The organism is Paenibacillus hodogayensis (assembly GCF_039536325.1).
In the GTDB taxonomy this organism is placed as follows: Bacteria; Bacillota; Bacilli; order Paenibacillales; family NBRC-103111; genus Paenibacillus_AB; species Paenibacillus_AB hodogayensis.
On record NZ_BAAAYO010000014.1, the window covers coordinates 388,829 to 404,575 of the forward strand.

The 15,747-nt window shown below is 49.1% G+C and carries 15 protein-coding genes; 3 read left to right on the forward strand and 12 right to left on the reverse strand.

Annotated elements, in window-relative coordinates; translation table 11 throughout:
- Window positions 1–46: 46 nt before the first annotated feature.
- The 6 genes from ABD796_RS29745 to ABD796_RS29770 form a co-directional block, all read right to left on the reverse strand.
- On the reverse strand, window positions 47–1,081 hold the full coding sequence (locus ABD796_RS29745) for an alpha-ketoacid dehydrogenase subunit beta (protein WP_344915279.1): 1,035 nt from the start codon (window positions 1,079–1,081) through the stop codon (window positions 47–49).
- An 18-nt stretch (window positions 1,082–1,099) separates the two neighbouring features.
- Window positions 1,100–2,086 (reverse strand): thiamine pyrophosphate-dependent dehydrogenase E1 component subunit alpha, encoded by a 987-nt coding sequence (locus ABD796_RS29750; RefSeq protein ID WP_344915281.1) that lies wholly within the window; start codon window positions 2,084–2,086, stop codon window positions 1,100–1,102.
- A 33-nt stretch (window positions 2,087–2,119) separates the two neighbouring features.
- Window positions 2,120–3,499 carry a purine-cytosine permease family protein gene (locus ABD796_RS29755; protein ID WP_344915283.1) on the reverse strand — a complete coding sequence of 460 codons (1,380 nt, stop codon included), beginning with the start codon at window positions 3,497–3,499 and terminating at the stop codon, window positions 2,120–2,122.
- Between the two features lie 388 nt (window positions 3,500–3,887).
- Window positions 3,888–4,571 carry a hypothetical protein gene (locus ABD796_RS29760; RefSeq protein ID WP_344915285.1) on the reverse strand — a complete coding sequence of 228 codons (684 nt, stop codon included), beginning with the start codon at window positions 4,569–4,571 and terminating at the stop codon, window positions 3,888–3,890.
- Between the two features lies 1 nt (window position 4,572).
- On the reverse strand, window positions 4,573–5,442 hold the full coding sequence (locus ABD796_RS29765) for an ATP-binding cassette domain-containing protein (protein WP_344915288.1): 870 nt from the start codon (window positions 5,440–5,442) through the stop codon (window positions 4,573–4,575).
- Window positions 5,443–5,449: 7 nt separating this feature from the next.
- Entirely contained in the window at window positions 5,450–5,818 is a 369-nt protein-coding gene (locus tag ABD796_RS29770) for a GntR family transcriptional regulator (RefSeq protein ID WP_344915290.1), read from the reverse strand.
- 165 nt (window positions 5,819–5,983) lie between these two features.
- Between ABD796_RS29770 and ABD796_RS29775 the strand changes: the two genes are divergently transcribed.
- From ABD796_RS29775 to ABD796_RS29785, 3 genes are read left to right on the forward strand one after another with little or no spacing between them, the layout of a single operon-like run.
- Window positions 5,984–6,688 carry an ABC transporter ATP-binding protein gene (locus tag ABD796_RS29775; protein ID WP_344915292.1) on the forward strand — a complete coding sequence of 235 codons (705 nt, stop codon included), beginning with the start codon at window positions 5,984–5,986 and terminating at the stop codon, window positions 6,686–6,688.
- A gap of 2 nt (window positions 6,689–6,690) precedes the next feature.
- Complete coding sequence (locus ABD796_RS29780) at window positions 6,691–9,021, forward strand: ABC transporter permease (protein WP_344915294.1); 2,331 nt, start codon at window positions 6,691–6,693, stop codon at window positions 9,019–9,021.
- Between the two features lie 50 nt (window positions 9,022–9,071).
- Complete coding sequence (locus ABD796_RS29785) at window positions 9,072–10,040, forward strand: AraC family transcriptional regulator (RefSeq protein WP_344915296.1); 969 nt, start codon at window positions 9,072–9,074, stop codon at window positions 10,038–10,040.
- A gap of 15 nt (window positions 10,041–10,055) precedes the next feature.
- Here the strand turns inward: ABD796_RS29785 and ABD796_RS29790 are convergent, their stop codons facing one another.
- The 6 genes from ABD796_RS29790 to ABD796_RS29815 all read right to left on the reverse strand — a co-directional run bounded on the left by ABD796_RS29790 (window position 10,056) and on the right by ABD796_RS29815 (window position 15,700).
- Window positions 10,056–11,513 (reverse strand): YcdB/YcdC domain-containing protein, encoded by a 1,458-nt coding sequence (locus tag ABD796_RS29790; RefSeq protein ID WP_344915298.1) that lies wholly within the window; start codon window positions 11,511–11,513, stop codon window positions 10,056–10,058.
- 43 nt (window positions 11,514–11,556) lie between these two features.
- Window positions 11,557–12,909, reverse strand: a complete 1,353-nt coding sequence (locus ABD796_RS29795; protein ID WP_344915300.1) for an ABC transporter substrate-binding protein — start codon at window positions 12,907–12,909, stop codon at window positions 11,557–11,559.
- A 51-nt stretch (window positions 12,910–12,960) separates the two neighbouring features.
- Window positions 12,961–13,746 carry a hypothetical protein gene (locus tag ABD796_RS29800; protein WP_344915302.1) on the reverse strand — a complete coding sequence of 262 codons (786 nt, stop codon included), beginning with the start codon at window positions 13,744–13,746 and terminating at the stop codon, window positions 12,961–12,963.
- Window positions 13,721–14,284 carry an RNA polymerase sigma factor gene (locus ABD796_RS29805; protein ID WP_344915304.1) on the reverse strand — a complete coding sequence of 188 codons (564 nt, stop codon included), beginning with the start codon at window positions 14,282–14,284 and terminating at the stop codon, window positions 13,721–13,723. The genes ABD796_RS29800 and ABD796_RS29805 overlap by 26 nt, the downstream gene beginning before the upstream one ends.
- A gap of 230 nt (window positions 14,285–14,514) precedes the next feature.
- Window positions 14,515–14,724, reverse strand: coding sequence for a hypothetical protein (locus ABD796_RS29810; RefSeq protein WP_344915306.1), 210 nt, complete (start codon window positions 14,722–14,724; stop codon window positions 14,515–14,517).
- A gap of 13 nt (window positions 14,725–14,737) precedes the next feature.
- The gene (locus ABD796_RS29815) at window positions 14,738–15,700 is read right to left on the reverse strand and encodes a HEAT repeat domain-containing protein (RefSeq protein ID WP_344915308.1); all 963 of its coding nucleotides are present in this window, start codon (window positions 15,698–15,700) and stop codon (window positions 14,738–14,740) included.
- Between the last annotated feature and the right edge of the window lie 47 nt (window positions 15,701–15,747).

Sequence of the window (15,747 nt, forward strand, 5' to 3'; positions counted from 1 at the left end):
TGAATTGTTCCTTTCTGGATAACAATATTTATCGTTCAAGCGCTAATCAGCTTGTGAGCAGCGACGAATCGCCCACCATCTCGGCAAAGGCCGCGATCACCTTCTCCGGAGAAGGCAAATACAACGCTTCCAGCGGCGGCGAATACGGTACCGGCGTGTGCGGCGCGGTTATGCGCTTAATCGGCGCATCCAACAGATCGAATCCTTTATCGGCTACCAGCGCGGCAATATCGGTCGCCATGTTGCAGCGCGGATTCGCTTCATCGATAATAATGAGCCGATTCGTCTTGGCAACCGAGTTCAAGATGCTCGATTCGTCCAGCGGAGACAAGCTGCGCGGATCCACAATCTCCGTCTCAATGCCTTTAGCGGACAAACGGGAAGCCGCCTGCTGCGCCACCTGCACCATCTTGCCGATAGCCACGATCGTCAGATCCTGTCCTTGGCGCTTCACATCGGCCTTACCCAGCGGGATCGTGTAATACCCTTTGGGCACTTCTCCCTTGGTGTAATACATCGACTTGTCTTCGAAGAAAACAACCGGATCGTCGTCTTCGATCGCAGCCAATAACAAGCCCTTGGCGTCATACGGCGTAGAAGGCACGACAACCTTCAACCCCGGAATATGGGTAAATAACGCATACAGCGATTGCGAATGTTGGGCCGCGGCCTGCAAGCCGGCTCCGTGCGTCGTACGAATCGTAACCGGGACTTTGGCTTTGCCGCCAAACATATAGCGGAACTTGGCCCCCTGGTTCATGACCTGATCCAGACAAGTCCCGATGAAATCGTTGAACATCAGCTCGGCGATCGGACGCAATCCGGTAATAGCGGCGCCCATTGCAGCGCCCATATAGCCCGCCTCGGCGATCGGCGTATCGATCACCCGCTCGCGGCCAAACTGCTGGACCAATCCTTTGGTCACGACGAAGGAACCGCCCCACGCCTCATCGTCTTGCAAATGGTCCACATCGGCGCCTCCGGCGACATCCTCACCCATCAAAATGACGTTAGGATCGGCCTTCATCGCGATTTCAATCGCTTCGTTGATCGCTTCTGCAAATGTAATGATTCTTGACATGATATATCCTCCCGATCATTAGTAAGAAACGTAAACGTCTTCGTACAGCACCTTGTCTTCCGGATACGGGCTTTCTTCGGCAAACCGCACCGCTTCCCGAATTTGCGCATCGACCGCTTGCTCGATTCCCGCTGTTTCTTCTAACGACAGCAGGCCGTTCTGGAGTACGTATTGTTTGAACAGGACAATGGCATCCCGTTCGTTTTCCTCTTTTGTTTCCTCATCGGTTTTATAGGTCTGGGTATCCCCTTCAAAATGGCCATAGTTGCGGAAGGTAATGCATTCGATGAGCGTCGGCCCCTCACCGTTACGCGCCCGGTCAATCGCCGTTTGCGCCGCCTCGTATACGGCTATTACGTCCTTTCCGTCCACGATTACTCCCGGAATATTATAGGCATGCGCCCGGTCGGCAATATGCGTGCAGCTGGAGGCGTATTCGAAGGTCGTCGCCTCCCCGTAGCCATTGTTCTCCGCGACAAAGATGACCGGCAGCTTCCAGATCGCCGCCTGATTCAACGACTCGTGAAACGTCCCTTGGTTGTTGGCGCCATCCCCGAAGAAGCAGCAGCTGACCGCTTGCGTTTTCTTGATTTTGGCTGTCAATGCCGCACCGGTCGCGATCGGAAATCCGCCCCCGACAATCCCGTTTGCCCCCAGCATCCCTTTGTCCAAATCCGCAATATGCATGGAACCGCCTCTGCCTTTGCAAATCCCTGTCGCCTTGCCGTACAATTCCGCCATCATGCCATTGATATCGCATTCTTTGGCAATGCAATGCCCATGCCCGCGATGGGTGCTGGTGATCGTATCCCGATCGTTCAAATGGGCACAGACGCCCACGGCCACCGCCTCCTGACCCGCGTACAAATGTACGAATCCCGGCAAGCTTCCTTTGGAAAATTCATGATGGATTGCATCTTCAAATTTGCGGATTTCCAACATCTTCGTGTACATCCATTTCGCCTTTTCGCCGGAAACTACAGCTTTCTCGCCATCCCTTGTCATCGTTTCATCTCTCCTTGTTCGTCCAATAGATCCTCAGCTCTTCACAACGGCGTCGGAGGTTTGGTCATTTTGAATTTTCACTTTATTTTTCAATAGCAGGTAGTACAGCAAGCCAGGCACCGTCAGCGCAATCACCCACGTAATGTCCGCGCCCCCCATGGCCTTGGATACAAACCCTTCGTAGAACGACATCGTCATAAAAGGCAGCTCCATCAAAATCGTTGCCGCATACGTGAACAAGCTCGTCCAGTTGTACCGGCCGTAAATCCCATTCTTGTCGAATATATCGGGAATGCTGTATTTGCCTCTGCGCATGACATAATAATCGACGAGATTAATCGCGGTCCACGGCAAGAGGAAATATTGCAGCAGCAGCACCAAATTGGAGTAGTATGCCATGAAATTGCCTTGTCCAAAAATTTGAATCGTCGCTCCGGCGGACATCGCCAGGAACAAAATCAGAAATTTGATCCTTTTGGTCACCTTGAACTCCTTGATCGAAATCATAAACGTCGTCGTCGACATAAACGCTCCGTACAAATTCAAGACATTGCCGGCCGCCAAGCCCGTGAAAATCACAATATAGACGATCAGCGTGTACGGGCCGAACAACGAAGCAATATTCACACTGGCGTTATCCATAAAGTCGGGAATGGCCGCCCCAAGCAGCGCACCCAGCAGCATCATCCAGACGGTGCCCAGGACGCTGCCGACATACGTATACCCGAACGTCTGTTTGGCCGGGGTATTGCTCGGCAAGTATCTCGCGTAGTCCGCTACATACGGAGCGTACGTAATCTGCCAAGCCGCGGCAATACTCAAGAAAAGCATGAACGTCCCGAAATTGACACCGCCCGTCGGCGACCATGCCCCTGCCGGGAAGCCTTGACTAATGATCAATATCGTAACCGCCGTAAAAATAAGGGCGGAGAAGATCGACAAGTATTTGGCCATCGAATGAATAAAATCATAGCCGATGAACGTCACGATCAGCGTCAGAATACTGGCTATAATAATAGCCGAGTTGCTGCTTACCGGAAGGACGGCCTTGATCGTATCCACTTCCAGCAAGCCGTTAGCCGCCATAAACCCGACGTACATCAAAATCACCAGAATGATGGGGAAAATCGCTCCGATGACGCCAAATTGCGCCCGGCTCTGGATCATTTGCGGGATTCCCAGCTGCGGGCCTTGAGCGGAATGGGAGGCCATAAAGATCCCGCCGATCAAGTTGCCCAATATAATGGCGGTAAAGCACCAGAACAGATTGAGTCCCATCGTCACGCCCAATGCGCCCGTGACCAGCGTCACCACGGTCATATTGGCATTGAACCAGACCGTAAACAAGCTTTTCGGACTCCCATGGCGTTCTTCTTCCGGAATAAAATCGATACTGCGACGTTCTATCTCCATACCCATAACCCCCCACATTTCATAGCGAGATTCAATGATTGCGCTTTCGTAAACAACAAGACCACAGACTCGACCTCACGCAGCGGCGGGGAATGGACCCAGCCCTCCTCTCTCCCGTATTCCTTTCTTTTTTCCTCGCCTCACTCAAGTATGTAGCAATTATCGTGCCAATATAACTTTAGCGCCAGTACAGGGCCCGCGGCGGTTAAAGCACGTACAATTCGAGTCATTTATGACTCGACATTTCAATTTCGACTCACTTCCCTTAGCTTGGACGACCATCGGGAAAAATATGAAAGAAGACCCCTTCATGATTGAAGGGGTCTTTGAACGAATGATGTGGAAGTCCGTTACATACATAAAGGGATGGCCTTGCTGCTCAGACATTTTAATGCGTCCTTCCTTTTGTAAAAAGCCAGCCGCCGGCCACGAAAACGAAATAAAGCAGCAGGTTCAATCCGACGCCCGCCAGCAGCGAGCCGTTGAATAACAAGGTTTTGAAAAACAAAGCGACATGAACGCGCAGCGAAGGGATCGCCGTTCCGATCGGGATCGCCGCGATAAGCACCGCTCCAAGCAGCCAGCCGATAGGGTGGTAGTAACCGGAGATCAGCATGCTGAGCAGCGCCATCACCATCAAATAAAAGACGATTTGGTAAAGAAAAGAGCCTGCCACCCCGAAGTCGTACCAATGAAATGCTTCGACAAGATCGACGGTATCCGTATAATTGCGGATCACATTCACTTCAAGCACATGCCATAAAGAAATGAACAATGCGATAGCCGCTGCCCAGAAGGCAAAGACGAATTGAAGCCCCATAAAATATTGCTCTCGGCTTGCGCCCAAATGTACGATGCGTTTGTAATAACGAAGCGGCAGCACGATAGCGAGGAAGAGCAAAATAAGAAGGAGCACGTTGCCGCTCGACAGGCTGGTATTCCGCGTGTTGTCGGTAAAGAAACCAACAATGAACTCCGCCAGTCTGCCAAGCAGGAGAGCAATAATGACGCACCAGATGTAAATCTTCATTTGCAAATAGGTTGCCTTTACATGAACGGCCGCTGCCCCCACTTTACTGACCTCCCTCAATCAAATACGAGAAAAACTTTTGAAGCGTCAGATTCTCAATCGAAATGTTCATCTCGCGCGCCTGCTGCCTATCCCCGTCGTCCAGCTTTGCATAAAGGGCGGCAATGGTGCCGTGGCCATAGGCTTCCGTATTCAGTACCCGCTTTCCGGCTGTAAACGAAGCCACCGCTTCCGAATTTCCCCGAATCAGATAAGCTTCCATCCGGATCCGTTCCATCTCATCGTGAAGTAGGAGCGATCCGGCTTCAAGGATATACACTCTTTCTGCGACCGGGGCGATTTCGTCAATCAAATGCGTAGACAGTAAAATCGTGCGAGGGTAATTGGCGTAATCCTCCAGAAGCGCTTTGTAAAACTTTTCCCGCATCAAGACATCAAGTCCGAGTACCGGCTCGTCGTATAACGTCAGCGGCGCCCGGCTGGCCAGACCGATGATATTGCCTACGAGCGATTGCATCCCTCTCGAAAGCTGTCTAATTTTTTGGCGCGGATCGATCCGAAACGTTTGGAGCAGCTCGTGAGCAAACGTCCAATCCCAATGTGGATGAAATTTCGCGGCAAACTGCAAATTGTCGATAACCCGCGCTCCCCCGAAGTGCTTGTTTTCTTCGCGCACGAAACAGAAATCTTTCGGAAGTTCGCCTCTGCCCAGCTTTTTCCCTCTTACCTCGATTGTGCCGCCGTCCGGAAAAATGCCGCCCGCGATCATGTTGAGCAGCGTCGTTTTACCGGCGCCGTTTCGCCCGAGAAGGCCGTAAATGACGTTTTCCTCCAACTGCATATCCAGATTCCGCAACGCGTAAGTTCGACCGTATTGTTTGTTAACATGGCTGCAAGTCAACGCTATGCTCACGGTTCCTTCAACCCTTTCTCAACTGTTTGATCATGTCCATGATCTCTTCGGTGGTCAGCTCGAGCTTGTCGGCTTCATCCAGCAAATTGGACAACAGTTCCTTGTAGAAACGATCTCTGCGCTTCTTCTGAATGTTCTGTTTCGCATGAGTCGCCACATACATGCCAAGCCCTCTTTTTTTGTACAGGATCCCTTCATTTACGAGCAGACTGATCCCCTTCACCACGGTCGCCGGATTAATTTGAAACAGCTGAGAGAACTGAGCCACAGAAAGAACCTGCTCGTCCACTCGGAAAGTGCCGTTCAGAATATCGTCCTCAATGATATGGGCGACCTGTTGAAAAATCGGTTGCTTATCGTCGAAAGTGATGTTCATTCCCTCACCATTCAGCTTATTTAGTATGTTACTTACCTAGCGTACCATAATTTATGGGATATGCCGACCGTCGGACCGGTTATTGACAACGATTTGCGGATGAATTATAGTGTGCTACATAAGTAACATACTAACATACATAAGACGATTTGGGGAGATGTCCGCGTGAAAAAGTTGATCGAATTCAAAAACGTTTCGAAAGAATACAACCTGGGAGAAGTACCGATCAAGGCTCTTGATCGTGTGGATTTTTCCATATCGGAGGGAGAATTCGTCGTTATTTTGGGCGCAAGCGGGGCCGGTAAAAGTACCATTTTGAATATACTTGGCGGTATGGATACGGCTACCTCGGGTCAGGTGCTGGTTGGCGATCAAGAAATAACAAAATTCAACGAAAAAAAATTAACGCAATATCGCGGCGAAAACGTGGGCTTCGTCTTTCAATTTTATAACTTGATTCCGAATTTAAACGCTCTGGAGAACGTCGAATTTGCCACGGAAGTATGTAAAAACCATTTGGACGCCAAAGACATTTTAACAAAAGTCGGCTTAGAGAACCGTATCCAAAACTTCCCCTCCCAGCTCTCCGGAGGAGAACAACAAAGAGTGGCTATCGCTAGAGCGGTTGCCAAAAATCCTTTGCTTTTACTTTGCGATGAACCCACCGGAGCTTTGGATTATGTGACAGGCAAGTCCGTCTTAAAGCTTCTTCAAGATTTGAACAAGGAAACGAAAAAATGCGTCGTCTTGGTCACGCATAATTCCGCTATTGCTCCTATGGCGGATAAAATCATTAAGGTAAAAAGCGGGACGATCGAAAGCGTTACGATCAATGAGGAAAAACAAAGCGTTGAAGGGATCGAGTGGTAATAATGAAATTATTCATAAAATTAGTTAGGGATATGAAACAATCGATCGGGCAATTTATAGCCTTTGTTTTGATTATCGCAGTAGGAGCTTTTTTCTATGCAGGACTGGTCACGTATAGCCATAATCTTAGTGCTTATACCAAGGTTTACTTTAAACAACATCAGTTAAGCGACTTAAATGTGTATTACAGTCAAATCTCCAAACATGATGTGGCCGGTTTAAGCCAATTGGAAGGTATCCAGAAAATAGAAGGACGTTACTCCTTTGAAGCTACGCAAGCCTTTGCAGATTATAAAGCTTCCTTAAAAATCCATTCGATCCCGGCACAAAATGAGATCAATACGCCTACCCTGATTAAGGGGAGTCTCCCGTCCAAAAAAGATGAAATCTTAATAGACTCCCATTATGCAAAAGAACATCAGTATGATGTCGGCGATCAGATCCGGATAAGTACGAACGAAAGAAATTTGAAGTTTACGATTAGCGGCTTGGGTGAAAATGTGGAACATGCCAAAAAGAACGAAACGCAAGACCATAAAACCTACGGAATCGCTTATATTGCAGAAGAGGCCATCCCTGAAATCGTTAACGGTTTTTCCTATAACGAAGTCATGATTGATGCTAAAGAAGGTTACGATATTGACCAATTAGGGAAATCAATCGAAGTACAATCCAAGGAAAACCGACTTGCTTATGTAAACCAAGTAAGTAAAGAACGGACTTTCAATTATTCTCAAATCAATCAAACGATACATAATAATAATTTGATGAGCAAGGTTATCCCTTTAGTTCTCTTTTTCATTGAAGCGATTATCCTATTTCTTGCGATGTCGAGGAATATAGATTCTCAAAGAAATCAAGTAGGGATTATGAAAGCTTTGGGGGTAAAAAACAGAAGCATCATGCTTCATTACATGGGATACCCTTTGTTGGCAAGTCTAGTAGGCTCCCTTCTTGGTTGTGCCATTGCCGCCATAGTATTTATTCCATTAGTAACCGAATCGAATGCAAGGGCCTACTCGCTGCCCGGCATCACATTCACCTTTTCTCTTTATTCGATTATTCCTCCCATCTTGTTCTCTAGCGCTTTCGGACTCCTATCTTGCTACTTGAGCGGCAGAGCCATTTTAAAAGAACGCGCTGCACAGGCTATGCGTCCCAAGCCTCCAAGGAAGATGAAAAAGCTGCTTATTGAAAAAGTTCCGGGTTTATGGAGTCATATTTCCTACAGCTACAAGCTCATTTTGAGAAATATCTTTTTAAATAAGCAAAAAGCGTTGGCGAGCTCGATTGGCGTCGCCGTAAGCACGGTTTTGCTGATAACTGCATTTGGCACACAAGCGGCCTTGCTTAAAGTCGTTAACCAAGTTGAAGATGTGTATACCTATGATTTAAGAGTAGATTATAAAATTGGAACAGCTGCCGATACGTTACCATTACCCTCCGGTATTAAAAACAGTTATTTTTTATCCACTTTTCCTGTTGAATTCATCAAAGATGACGAGAAAGAAAATGCCACTTTAGTTGTTACAGAAAAAGAAAACAATCTTATCCATTTCTTTGACGAAAATGACCAAAAGATATTCATGGAAAACAACGGTGTTCTGGTGCCGAAATCTTACGCCGACAAACATCACATTGTAGAAGGGGATGTAATCCAAATCAAGTTCATTGCGCCAGAGCTTGCAAATAAAACGGTAGCGATGAAAGTGCTACATATATCTTCCCAGTATTCGAATCCGTCGTTTTATGCGACACCCGCCTATGTAAAGAGCTTGGGCCTGGATTACAGTCCAACCTCGCTTTTGGTCGAAGCTAACAGCTCTACCGATCTTATGAACGTTCGCGGCTTCTTTGAACAAGATCAGCATGTAGACACCATTGCGGATAAAGACGATCTAAAGAAATCAGCTCAATATATGTTGAAGCAAAACAATTTCGTGTTTATTATGTTTATCGTCTGTGCCGTCATCCTTTCTTTTAGCGCCATCTATACGATATCTTCCATAAACATTTATGAAAGGAATCGCGAGCTTGCCACGCTTAAAGTATTGGGCTATCAAAAAAATAAAATAAACCGGCTTATCTTTTTTGAAAACATCCTGCTCACCACCTTTGCGATCCTTGTAGCGCTGCCGATCAGTCGCTATATGTACGCCGTTATTATCAAAGCCCTGTCGAGCACCCATCAACAAATCCCGGATCAATTGAATCTGTTTGTGATAGGGATATCCGTTATTCTCGCCTTCTTGCTCACCGCCCTCTCCAACCTGCTGCTTCGCAGAAAAGTAACCAAAATAAATATGATTGAATCGTTGAAAAGTGTAGAATAAGAGGCTATGGTAAAATGATGATAACGACAAGAGAATCAGGGGACAGACTCATGAACAATCCTACACGGGGTCCAACTTCGAAAAGCAGCGACAAGGAATCACTCGCTATAGAAACAGCTCGCTTGGCAAGCCTTATCCACGCCCAAGTTCCCTATGATGGAACGTATAGGCAATGTATTCCCGGACTGTCCGTCAGTCGCTATTCGCAAGTAAATGAAAACGATGTAAAATCATTCGACTCGCCCTCCATGTTAATCATTGCACAAGGTGCCAAGACACTGACAGTAGGGCAAGAAGTATATCAATTCCATCAAGCGCAAATACTTATGCTTCCTGTTGCCCTTCCTATTGCTTTGAAGGTGACTCAAGCAAGCAAGTTCGAGCCTTATCTAAGCGTGAAATTGGTTCTTGACCCGCAAAAAATTGCTGAATTGGCCCTCAGGGTATATCCGAAGGGCGTGCCAGCCGTAAAGAAATGGAGCGCAGGTTATGTTCTAGACGCCGACACAGAAATGATTAGCGCTGCAACACGACTGGTGAAATGCTTGGCCAATACCAGCGATGCCGAATTGCTGGGCCCCCTTGCGATGGATGAGGTTTTAATACGCATCCTCCGCAGCCCGATTGGATCCCGGATCGCCGAGCTTGGTTTTGCAGGCTCGGAAGCTCATCGAGTGACGAGAGCGATTACCTGGCTTCGTAATCATTACCCCTATCCCATGAAAGTTGCAGACTTGGCTGATATGGTACACATGAGCGAATCCACTTTTCGAGTGCATTTCAAATCCATTACTTCAATGAGTCCCTTACAATACCAAAAAGCGCTTCGCCTGCATGAAGCAAGACGGTTAATGCTCTCCGAATCCATGGATGCGACAACGGCATGCTATCAAGTGGGTTATGTGAGTCCTTCTCAATTTAGTCGAGACTACAGCCGTTTTTTTGGAAGTCCGCCAAGGAGAGACGTTGTAGGGGTACGTCAGCAAGTCACGAATGGTTTAGACCTTCCGCTGGAATAGGCAATCTTATATAGATTACCGCAGCTTACCCGTATGCGCGTCGACATAAGAATCGGTGTTGATCCGGTACACGAGCACCGGCTTATCGGAAACCTGGCCGTCCACGGTCGGATATACGTACTTGAGCTCGTACGGATTGTGCTTGACATATTCGGCAGCGGCCGGCTTGGCCCCCACAAATCCTTGCGGCTCCTTCAACGAAAGCGGCGATTCCGTATGGTTATAAGCAAAGTAACTTACGACAGCTCCGCTTTGCTTATCGATCCCCACCTTGTAATACTGATCCAGTACGGGGATTCCATGATGCACGGGGTGAAATTGGAACGAATATTCCGTGCTGCCAAGCGGAGGAGCCTGCGTTCGTATAACTTGAACTTCGTTCACGCTTGAATTAAGAAACGTTTGTACGAACTGCGCGGCTTTCTCTTGCGCTTTTTCCTCGGAATATGCGGCTTGCAAAGCGGATGAGTCGTAATAACCCTTGAAAAGGGAATAAGAAACCAACTGACCGTCTTTCGTTTGGACAATAACGTTGCTGCCGTCGCTTGCTACGACCGAATAAAACATATCTCCGCCACTCTCCGACCCTGCTTCGAGTGTCAGCTCTATCCCGAAATGTTCGGCAACCCGCTTCGACACGTCTTCCGGCGTATTCGCCGACAAGCTCTTGCCTCCGGCCGTGACGGGAATCGGCGGAGACGTATACGATTCAACCAGTTCCTTGCCTGTCGCAGCGTCGATGATGCCGGAGAACATCGGCGCATAATTCAGCTTCCCGTCTGACGCGAAGCCTAATTTCATATAGTCCGCCAGCGCTTTCTCCACTTGAGCCTTCGGCAACGCTCCCGAAGGGTCCGGGAATTGCTCTTTGTCCGCATATTTTCCGCGGGCATGCCCGGCCTCCTGGATTCTTGCAATCGCTCCGTCCGCCGTTACGGTCACCAAGTAACCGTCTCCCTCGACCTTCAAGCCGTTAACGACGCGCGAGAATTGGACCGCTTTTTGGCCGAGTACATTGGTTCCGATTTTATCCTCCATCTCATATTCGCCGGCATCTTCGCTTCCCAGCCACTTCTTCATAAACGCGTCCGCCTTCTCCTTCATCAAGGCGTCGGGCACGCTGTCGCCTACGGCCGTATTGTTTACAAACGAACGAAGCCGGCCTTTCTCGTCGATGAATGCGAAATCAAACATGCGTATCGATAGACGCGAGAAGTCGTCGTCAAACGTAATAGCGAAGCTTGCCCCCGCTGTGTATTGCTCGACGCGCTGCTGTTTGGACGCAAGGTGCGGGAACAGCGTAAGCAGCTTGTCAAGCGACTGCTTGGCCGCATCGGTCAACGTCACTGCTTGCTGTACGTTTGCTGCCTCCGGACTTGCCGCGGACGCGCGCTGAACTAACCCAACCGAGGTTACGGACAGAACGGCTGCCAGTACGGTTGCGGTAACAATCATTTTATTCCCTTTTTTCATAGTAGTCTCTTCATCCTCCCGGCATGTTTATAACATGCTATGGTCAATTGGTCTTGTCCTTCTCGGCCGCAATGGACTGATCCAGGATCACTTGCCCTTGCCGTTGAATGTTCTTAAGCGCCTCATCAATCGACTTGCGTCCGTCATAGGCGTCCTGCAGCTCCTTCTTGGCTAACGCCTCGTAAGGCATATAAAAGCTTTGCGGTATTTTCCCGCCCCCCTTCGGCGCGTCAGGGTCCGGTCTCAATGCATAGAAAGCTTCCAAGCTGTGTCCTTCCATGTCTTTCAAGTACGCGGTTCTGGACGGCATCACTCCGTGCCTCCACGCTTTGGATATCGCACTCACATAGGAGTCGCCGTTGAAGTAGCTTACGAATTTCCAGGCGTCCTCCACATTCTCGGCATTTGCCGAAATTGCAGTAATGCTGCTGATCCAGATATTGTTTCCGACATCCGGCTTTTTCGGGTCGACAGGCACCGTAACGATATCCCATACCGGCATCTGCTCCTTCAGAACGTCCTGGGCTCTCTTCAATTCTTTGAGAAAATCGCTATGGCCAAGCGCCATCGCCGTTTTCCCGCCGATGAAAGGATGCTGCTTCAGCACAGCGCCAGCATCCATACCCGATGGGTACGAAACCTCTCCCGAGAACAACGCCCCCGATTTCATCGCGCCGAAGGCGAGCTGGTACACTTTTTTCCATTCGCTCGTATCCATGATCATTTTCATCGTATCCTGATCGACCGAAGCGAGGCCCATATTTCTCCCTATCTCCAGACCCGTGTAGTACGGATGAACATCGTATAATCCAAGCATGATTCCGGCCGTCCGATCTTTCGAATCGCCTTTGCCGGTGGAAAAACGCTGGGCAAGCTGCATCGTCTCCTCCCAGCTCATTCGATCTTTCGGATAAGGAATACCCGCTTTGTCAAACAACGTTTTGTTGTAGTAGAGCGCCTGACTGCTGAAATGCGGTGCAAGCCCGTACAATTTACCTCCGCCCATCGCTTTGACCGTAGACAAAACGGCCGGTACAATGCCTTCCACATTAAACTTGTCCCTCTTGATGAGCGGCTCGAGATCGTACAGCAGCCCGTCCTGGGCATATCGTTCAAAAACATGGCTTTGCTCCAAAATAAGCACGTCCGGCTTCTTTTGCTTGATGTACGCATCCATGTCCTTCGGGGAAACTCCTGTCGTAGGCACGACCTCCACCTCCATGCTCGGATGCTGGGCGGCGAACAGAGTACCGAAATTCTCGTAGTAGGCCTCTTCGTTGTAATACAATACTTTAAGCGTTGTCTTTTTTTTCGTTTCCGGGCTTCCGGTCGCTTCGCATCCAACCGCGCCAAGGGCGAACATTATCGTGACCATCAACAATATGAAACGCTGCATGTCCGATCATAGACTCCAATCTGTCGGGGATTTATTACCATTTGGCTCTACCTACAGCTTCAGCTTTTGACCGATATAAGCTTCGGCCAGCTTCACCAGCTCTTTCTTGGAGACTTTGCCGTCCAAGCTTAAGTGAATCATCGTGCTCTCGTCGAACTTGATCTGCAAATCAAGAGTTGCCGTGTTGTTATATTCCCAATACACGCTCATGATCTGCTCGTTCACTTTGACGACCTCCCATTGTTCGGGATAAAAATACTCGATTCTTCCTTCTACCGGCTCGCGTTTGGAGGCATTTTGTCTGACGACAATTTGCTCTTTTCCTTGCCCGAATACATCGTAAAAACCATTGACATGGACGTCATCCTTCTCCCACTGCTTGCCGGGAATCATCACCACTCCAAAAGTCCGGACAGGCTTCTTATCCGTATGAACCGGTCGCATAAGAGGTACGGGCGATTCCTTTTGCGCTTCTTCCAGCGTGATCTCTTTCCATACCTCAGGGCTTTTTTGCAGCTCATGATCGATAAGCTGCAGAAAGGTCATATGATCATGCCACGTTTTGCCCGGCTTAGGCTCATACTTGAATGTTTTGATTTCCATGCCGTTCCATTCAAACAATAGCGTTGCCGCACCGCTCACCGAAACGGCGGTGAGGAGGAACAGCGCCATGATCACAACGGACGCCCGAAGGCGAAACGAGGAACGAATCGGCTTCTTCCGGGCTTGCTCGTATCCGCGAATCCTTTGCATCACGTTGGGGGCGACGTCGATCTCCTCCACTTGAGCTTTCTTGATGGCGCGAACGAGCTTATCGTAATTCGAATCGTTGTTCATGACCTGTAACCTCCTCCCTTTGCGACTTTTTTCTTCTTAGCTTCGCCTTCAGCCGCTCGAACCGTTTGCGAACCGTCGGAGCGCTTTCCTCCATCATTTGCGCGATCTCTTCAAATGAGTAATCCTCGACCACTCTTAGAAATAGCAGTTTTTTCTCCGGCACGGACAAGCCATGAAACCAGTAGGCCAGCTCCGTCCCCATTTTCTCCGCATATACCTGCTCCGCGCTTCCAGCTTGTTCGGTCGGGCGAAACAACGGAAGCAGATGAAACCATCTCCGTCTTCGCTTCAGCAGATTGCGACAATGATTTTCCGCGATCTTATGCAGCCAGGCCGAAAACGACTGGGCCGGATCGAACTTGTCCAAATGCTCGTACGCTTTGAAAAATATATCCTGAGCCGCATCTTCCGCCTCCTGCCGGTCTCCAAGCAAAAACAGACAAAATCGGTATATCGGCTGCTCGTACTTCCGGATAATCGGTTCGAAGCAATCGACGTCTCCTTGCCGAACCTTTTGAACAAGGGCGCTGATCTCCACAAATACCTCCCTCTCTTTTCAACCCTATTACGTATACAATCGGGAGCCCCGCTATGTGACATCTATTCAAAAATAATTTTATATGCAAACTGCGAACTGGGGAACTGGTCCTACTCCCTACACAATACCAGACAAGTCCATTCCAAGCTTTAGATCGATACATATAATCATGCATAAAAAAACGTCCCGCTAGGGACGCTTCATTTTATTTTATATAATGAAACCCGATTTCAGCTTTTATTATTATCCTTTTGTTTCTTTAGCAACTCCTTGCTATTTGGTGAAAATACTAGTCCAAGAATATAGCAACCTATAGATAAAGCCGGAATCAAATAAGCATCTTTAGGATTAAGTCCTCCCCTAATGAAAAAGTCGTCCAAATAAAAGTTGGAAATGATAAATACGATAGCAAGCCCTATTAATGGAAGACTTTTCTTCATAGGTAACAACTCCTCACCTTTTAGGCGACTGAGAGACCAAGTCGGCCAACCATTTCGCCTCGTGTTCGAACAGCTTATCCGCTTTCGAGGTACGCAGTGCGTGCAGCAATTTGGTGACGTCTTCTCTATTCGACACTACTTTCCAAAGAAACGATATGCCGTGCATCAGTTCGCTCATTGGAAGCTGCCCGCCCCCTTTACGCTGCCGCGATACAATCGTTTTGACCCGGCGCAAGACGGTTTCCGTTTCCGAAGCGCCTCCCCATTGGTCGAGAGCTTCCATCGCGCTCCATTTCACATCGGGCGATCTGTCGTTTTCGAGCGCCGCTACAAATAAAGGCACGTGAGCCCCTTCCCCGAACTCGGCGGCAAAGCGGATCGCGAGACTGCGAATTTCGCCGCTGGGCGATTCGACGAGCGCAAGCACGCCGGGCAGCGCCTCTCCCAGACGGAGCTCCTTCAATGCCCACAGCGTATAGATGACGTCGTACTCGTCGTTCGAACGACGGATGATTTCAATCAAACGATCCTTTACTTCCTCCGGGCGGCAGCGGGCCAGCACCCGAAGCGCTTCTCTGCGGAGCGAACCGTCGTGTGACTCGGACAACGCGAGGAACGGTTCGGCGTCCGGCACTTCTGGCACCCGCGCGAACGACCACATCATCCTCGACTTCGTTTGCATCTTCGTTGTTTTCGCGAACTCGTCCAGCATCAGGCGGACGGCCCGGGCATCCCCCGTATTTTTCGCCAGATGGCTCCATAGGAAGCAGACGTTCGCCCTTGTTTCATCGTCCCCCGCTTCCTCCAACACTTGCGCGGACGCATCGATCAGGGCCGGATCGTCCAGCCGTTCCGCTTCACGCAGCGCCTTCCAAGACATCTGATCTTGCGAATTTCGAACTTCCCTCCCTTGCTCGTCCGTCTTGATCGTCATCCGGTGCAGCAGATCACGAACGTATGGTATGCCTTGACTCATAAGCAGCCCCTCTCCGTTCTTGGTTCCGTTATGTGAGATTATGGATA

What these genes read in the sequence shown, in the direction of transcription:
- ABD796_RS29745 (WP_344915279.1), bottom strand. Translation starts at nt 1,081, where the DNA reads ATGTCAAGAATCATTACATTTGCAGAAGCGATCAACGAAGCGATTGAA.
- ABD796_RS29750 (WP_344915281.1), bottom strand. Translation starts at nt 2,086, where the DNA reads ATGACAAGGGATGGCGAGAAAGCTGTAGTTTCCGGCGAAAAGGCGAAA.
- ABD796_RS29755 (WP_344915283.1), bottom strand. Translation starts at nt 3,499, where the DNA reads ATGGAGATAGAACGTCGCAGTATCGATTTTATTCCGGAAGAAGAACGC.
- ABD796_RS29770 (WP_344915290.1), bottom strand. Translation starts at nt 5,818, where the DNA reads ATGAACATCACTTTCGACGATAAGCAACCGATTTTTCAACAGGTCGCC.
- ABD796_RS29780 (WP_344915294.1), top strand. Translation starts at nt 6,691, where the DNA reads ATGAAATTATTCATAAAATTAGTTAGGGATATGAAACAATCGATCGGG.
- ABD796_RS29785 (WP_344915296.1), top strand. Translation starts at nt 9,072, where the DNA reads ATGAACAATCCTACACGGGGTCCAACTTCGAAAAGCAGCGACAAGGAA.
- ABD796_RS29790 (WP_344915298.1), bottom strand. Translation starts at nt 11,513, where the DNA reads ATGAAAAAAGGGAATAAAATGATTGTTACCGCAACCGTACTGGCAGCC.
- ABD796_RS29795 (WP_344915300.1), bottom strand. Translation starts at nt 12,909, where the DNA reads ATGCAGCGTTTCATATTGTTGATGGTCACGATAATGTTCGCCCTTGGC.
- ABD796_RS29800 (WP_344915302.1), bottom strand. Translation starts at nt 13,746, where the DNA reads ATGAACAACGATTCGAATTACGATAAGCTCGTTCGCGCCATCAAGAAA.
- ABD796_RS29810 (WP_344915306.1), bottom strand. Translation starts at nt 14,724, where the DNA reads ATGAAGAAAAGTCTTCCATTAATAGGGCTTGCTATCGTATTTATCATT.
- ABD796_RS29815 (WP_344915308.1), bottom strand. Translation starts at nt 15,700, where the DNA reads ATGAGTCAAGGCATACCATACGTTCGTGATCTGCTGCACCGGATGACG.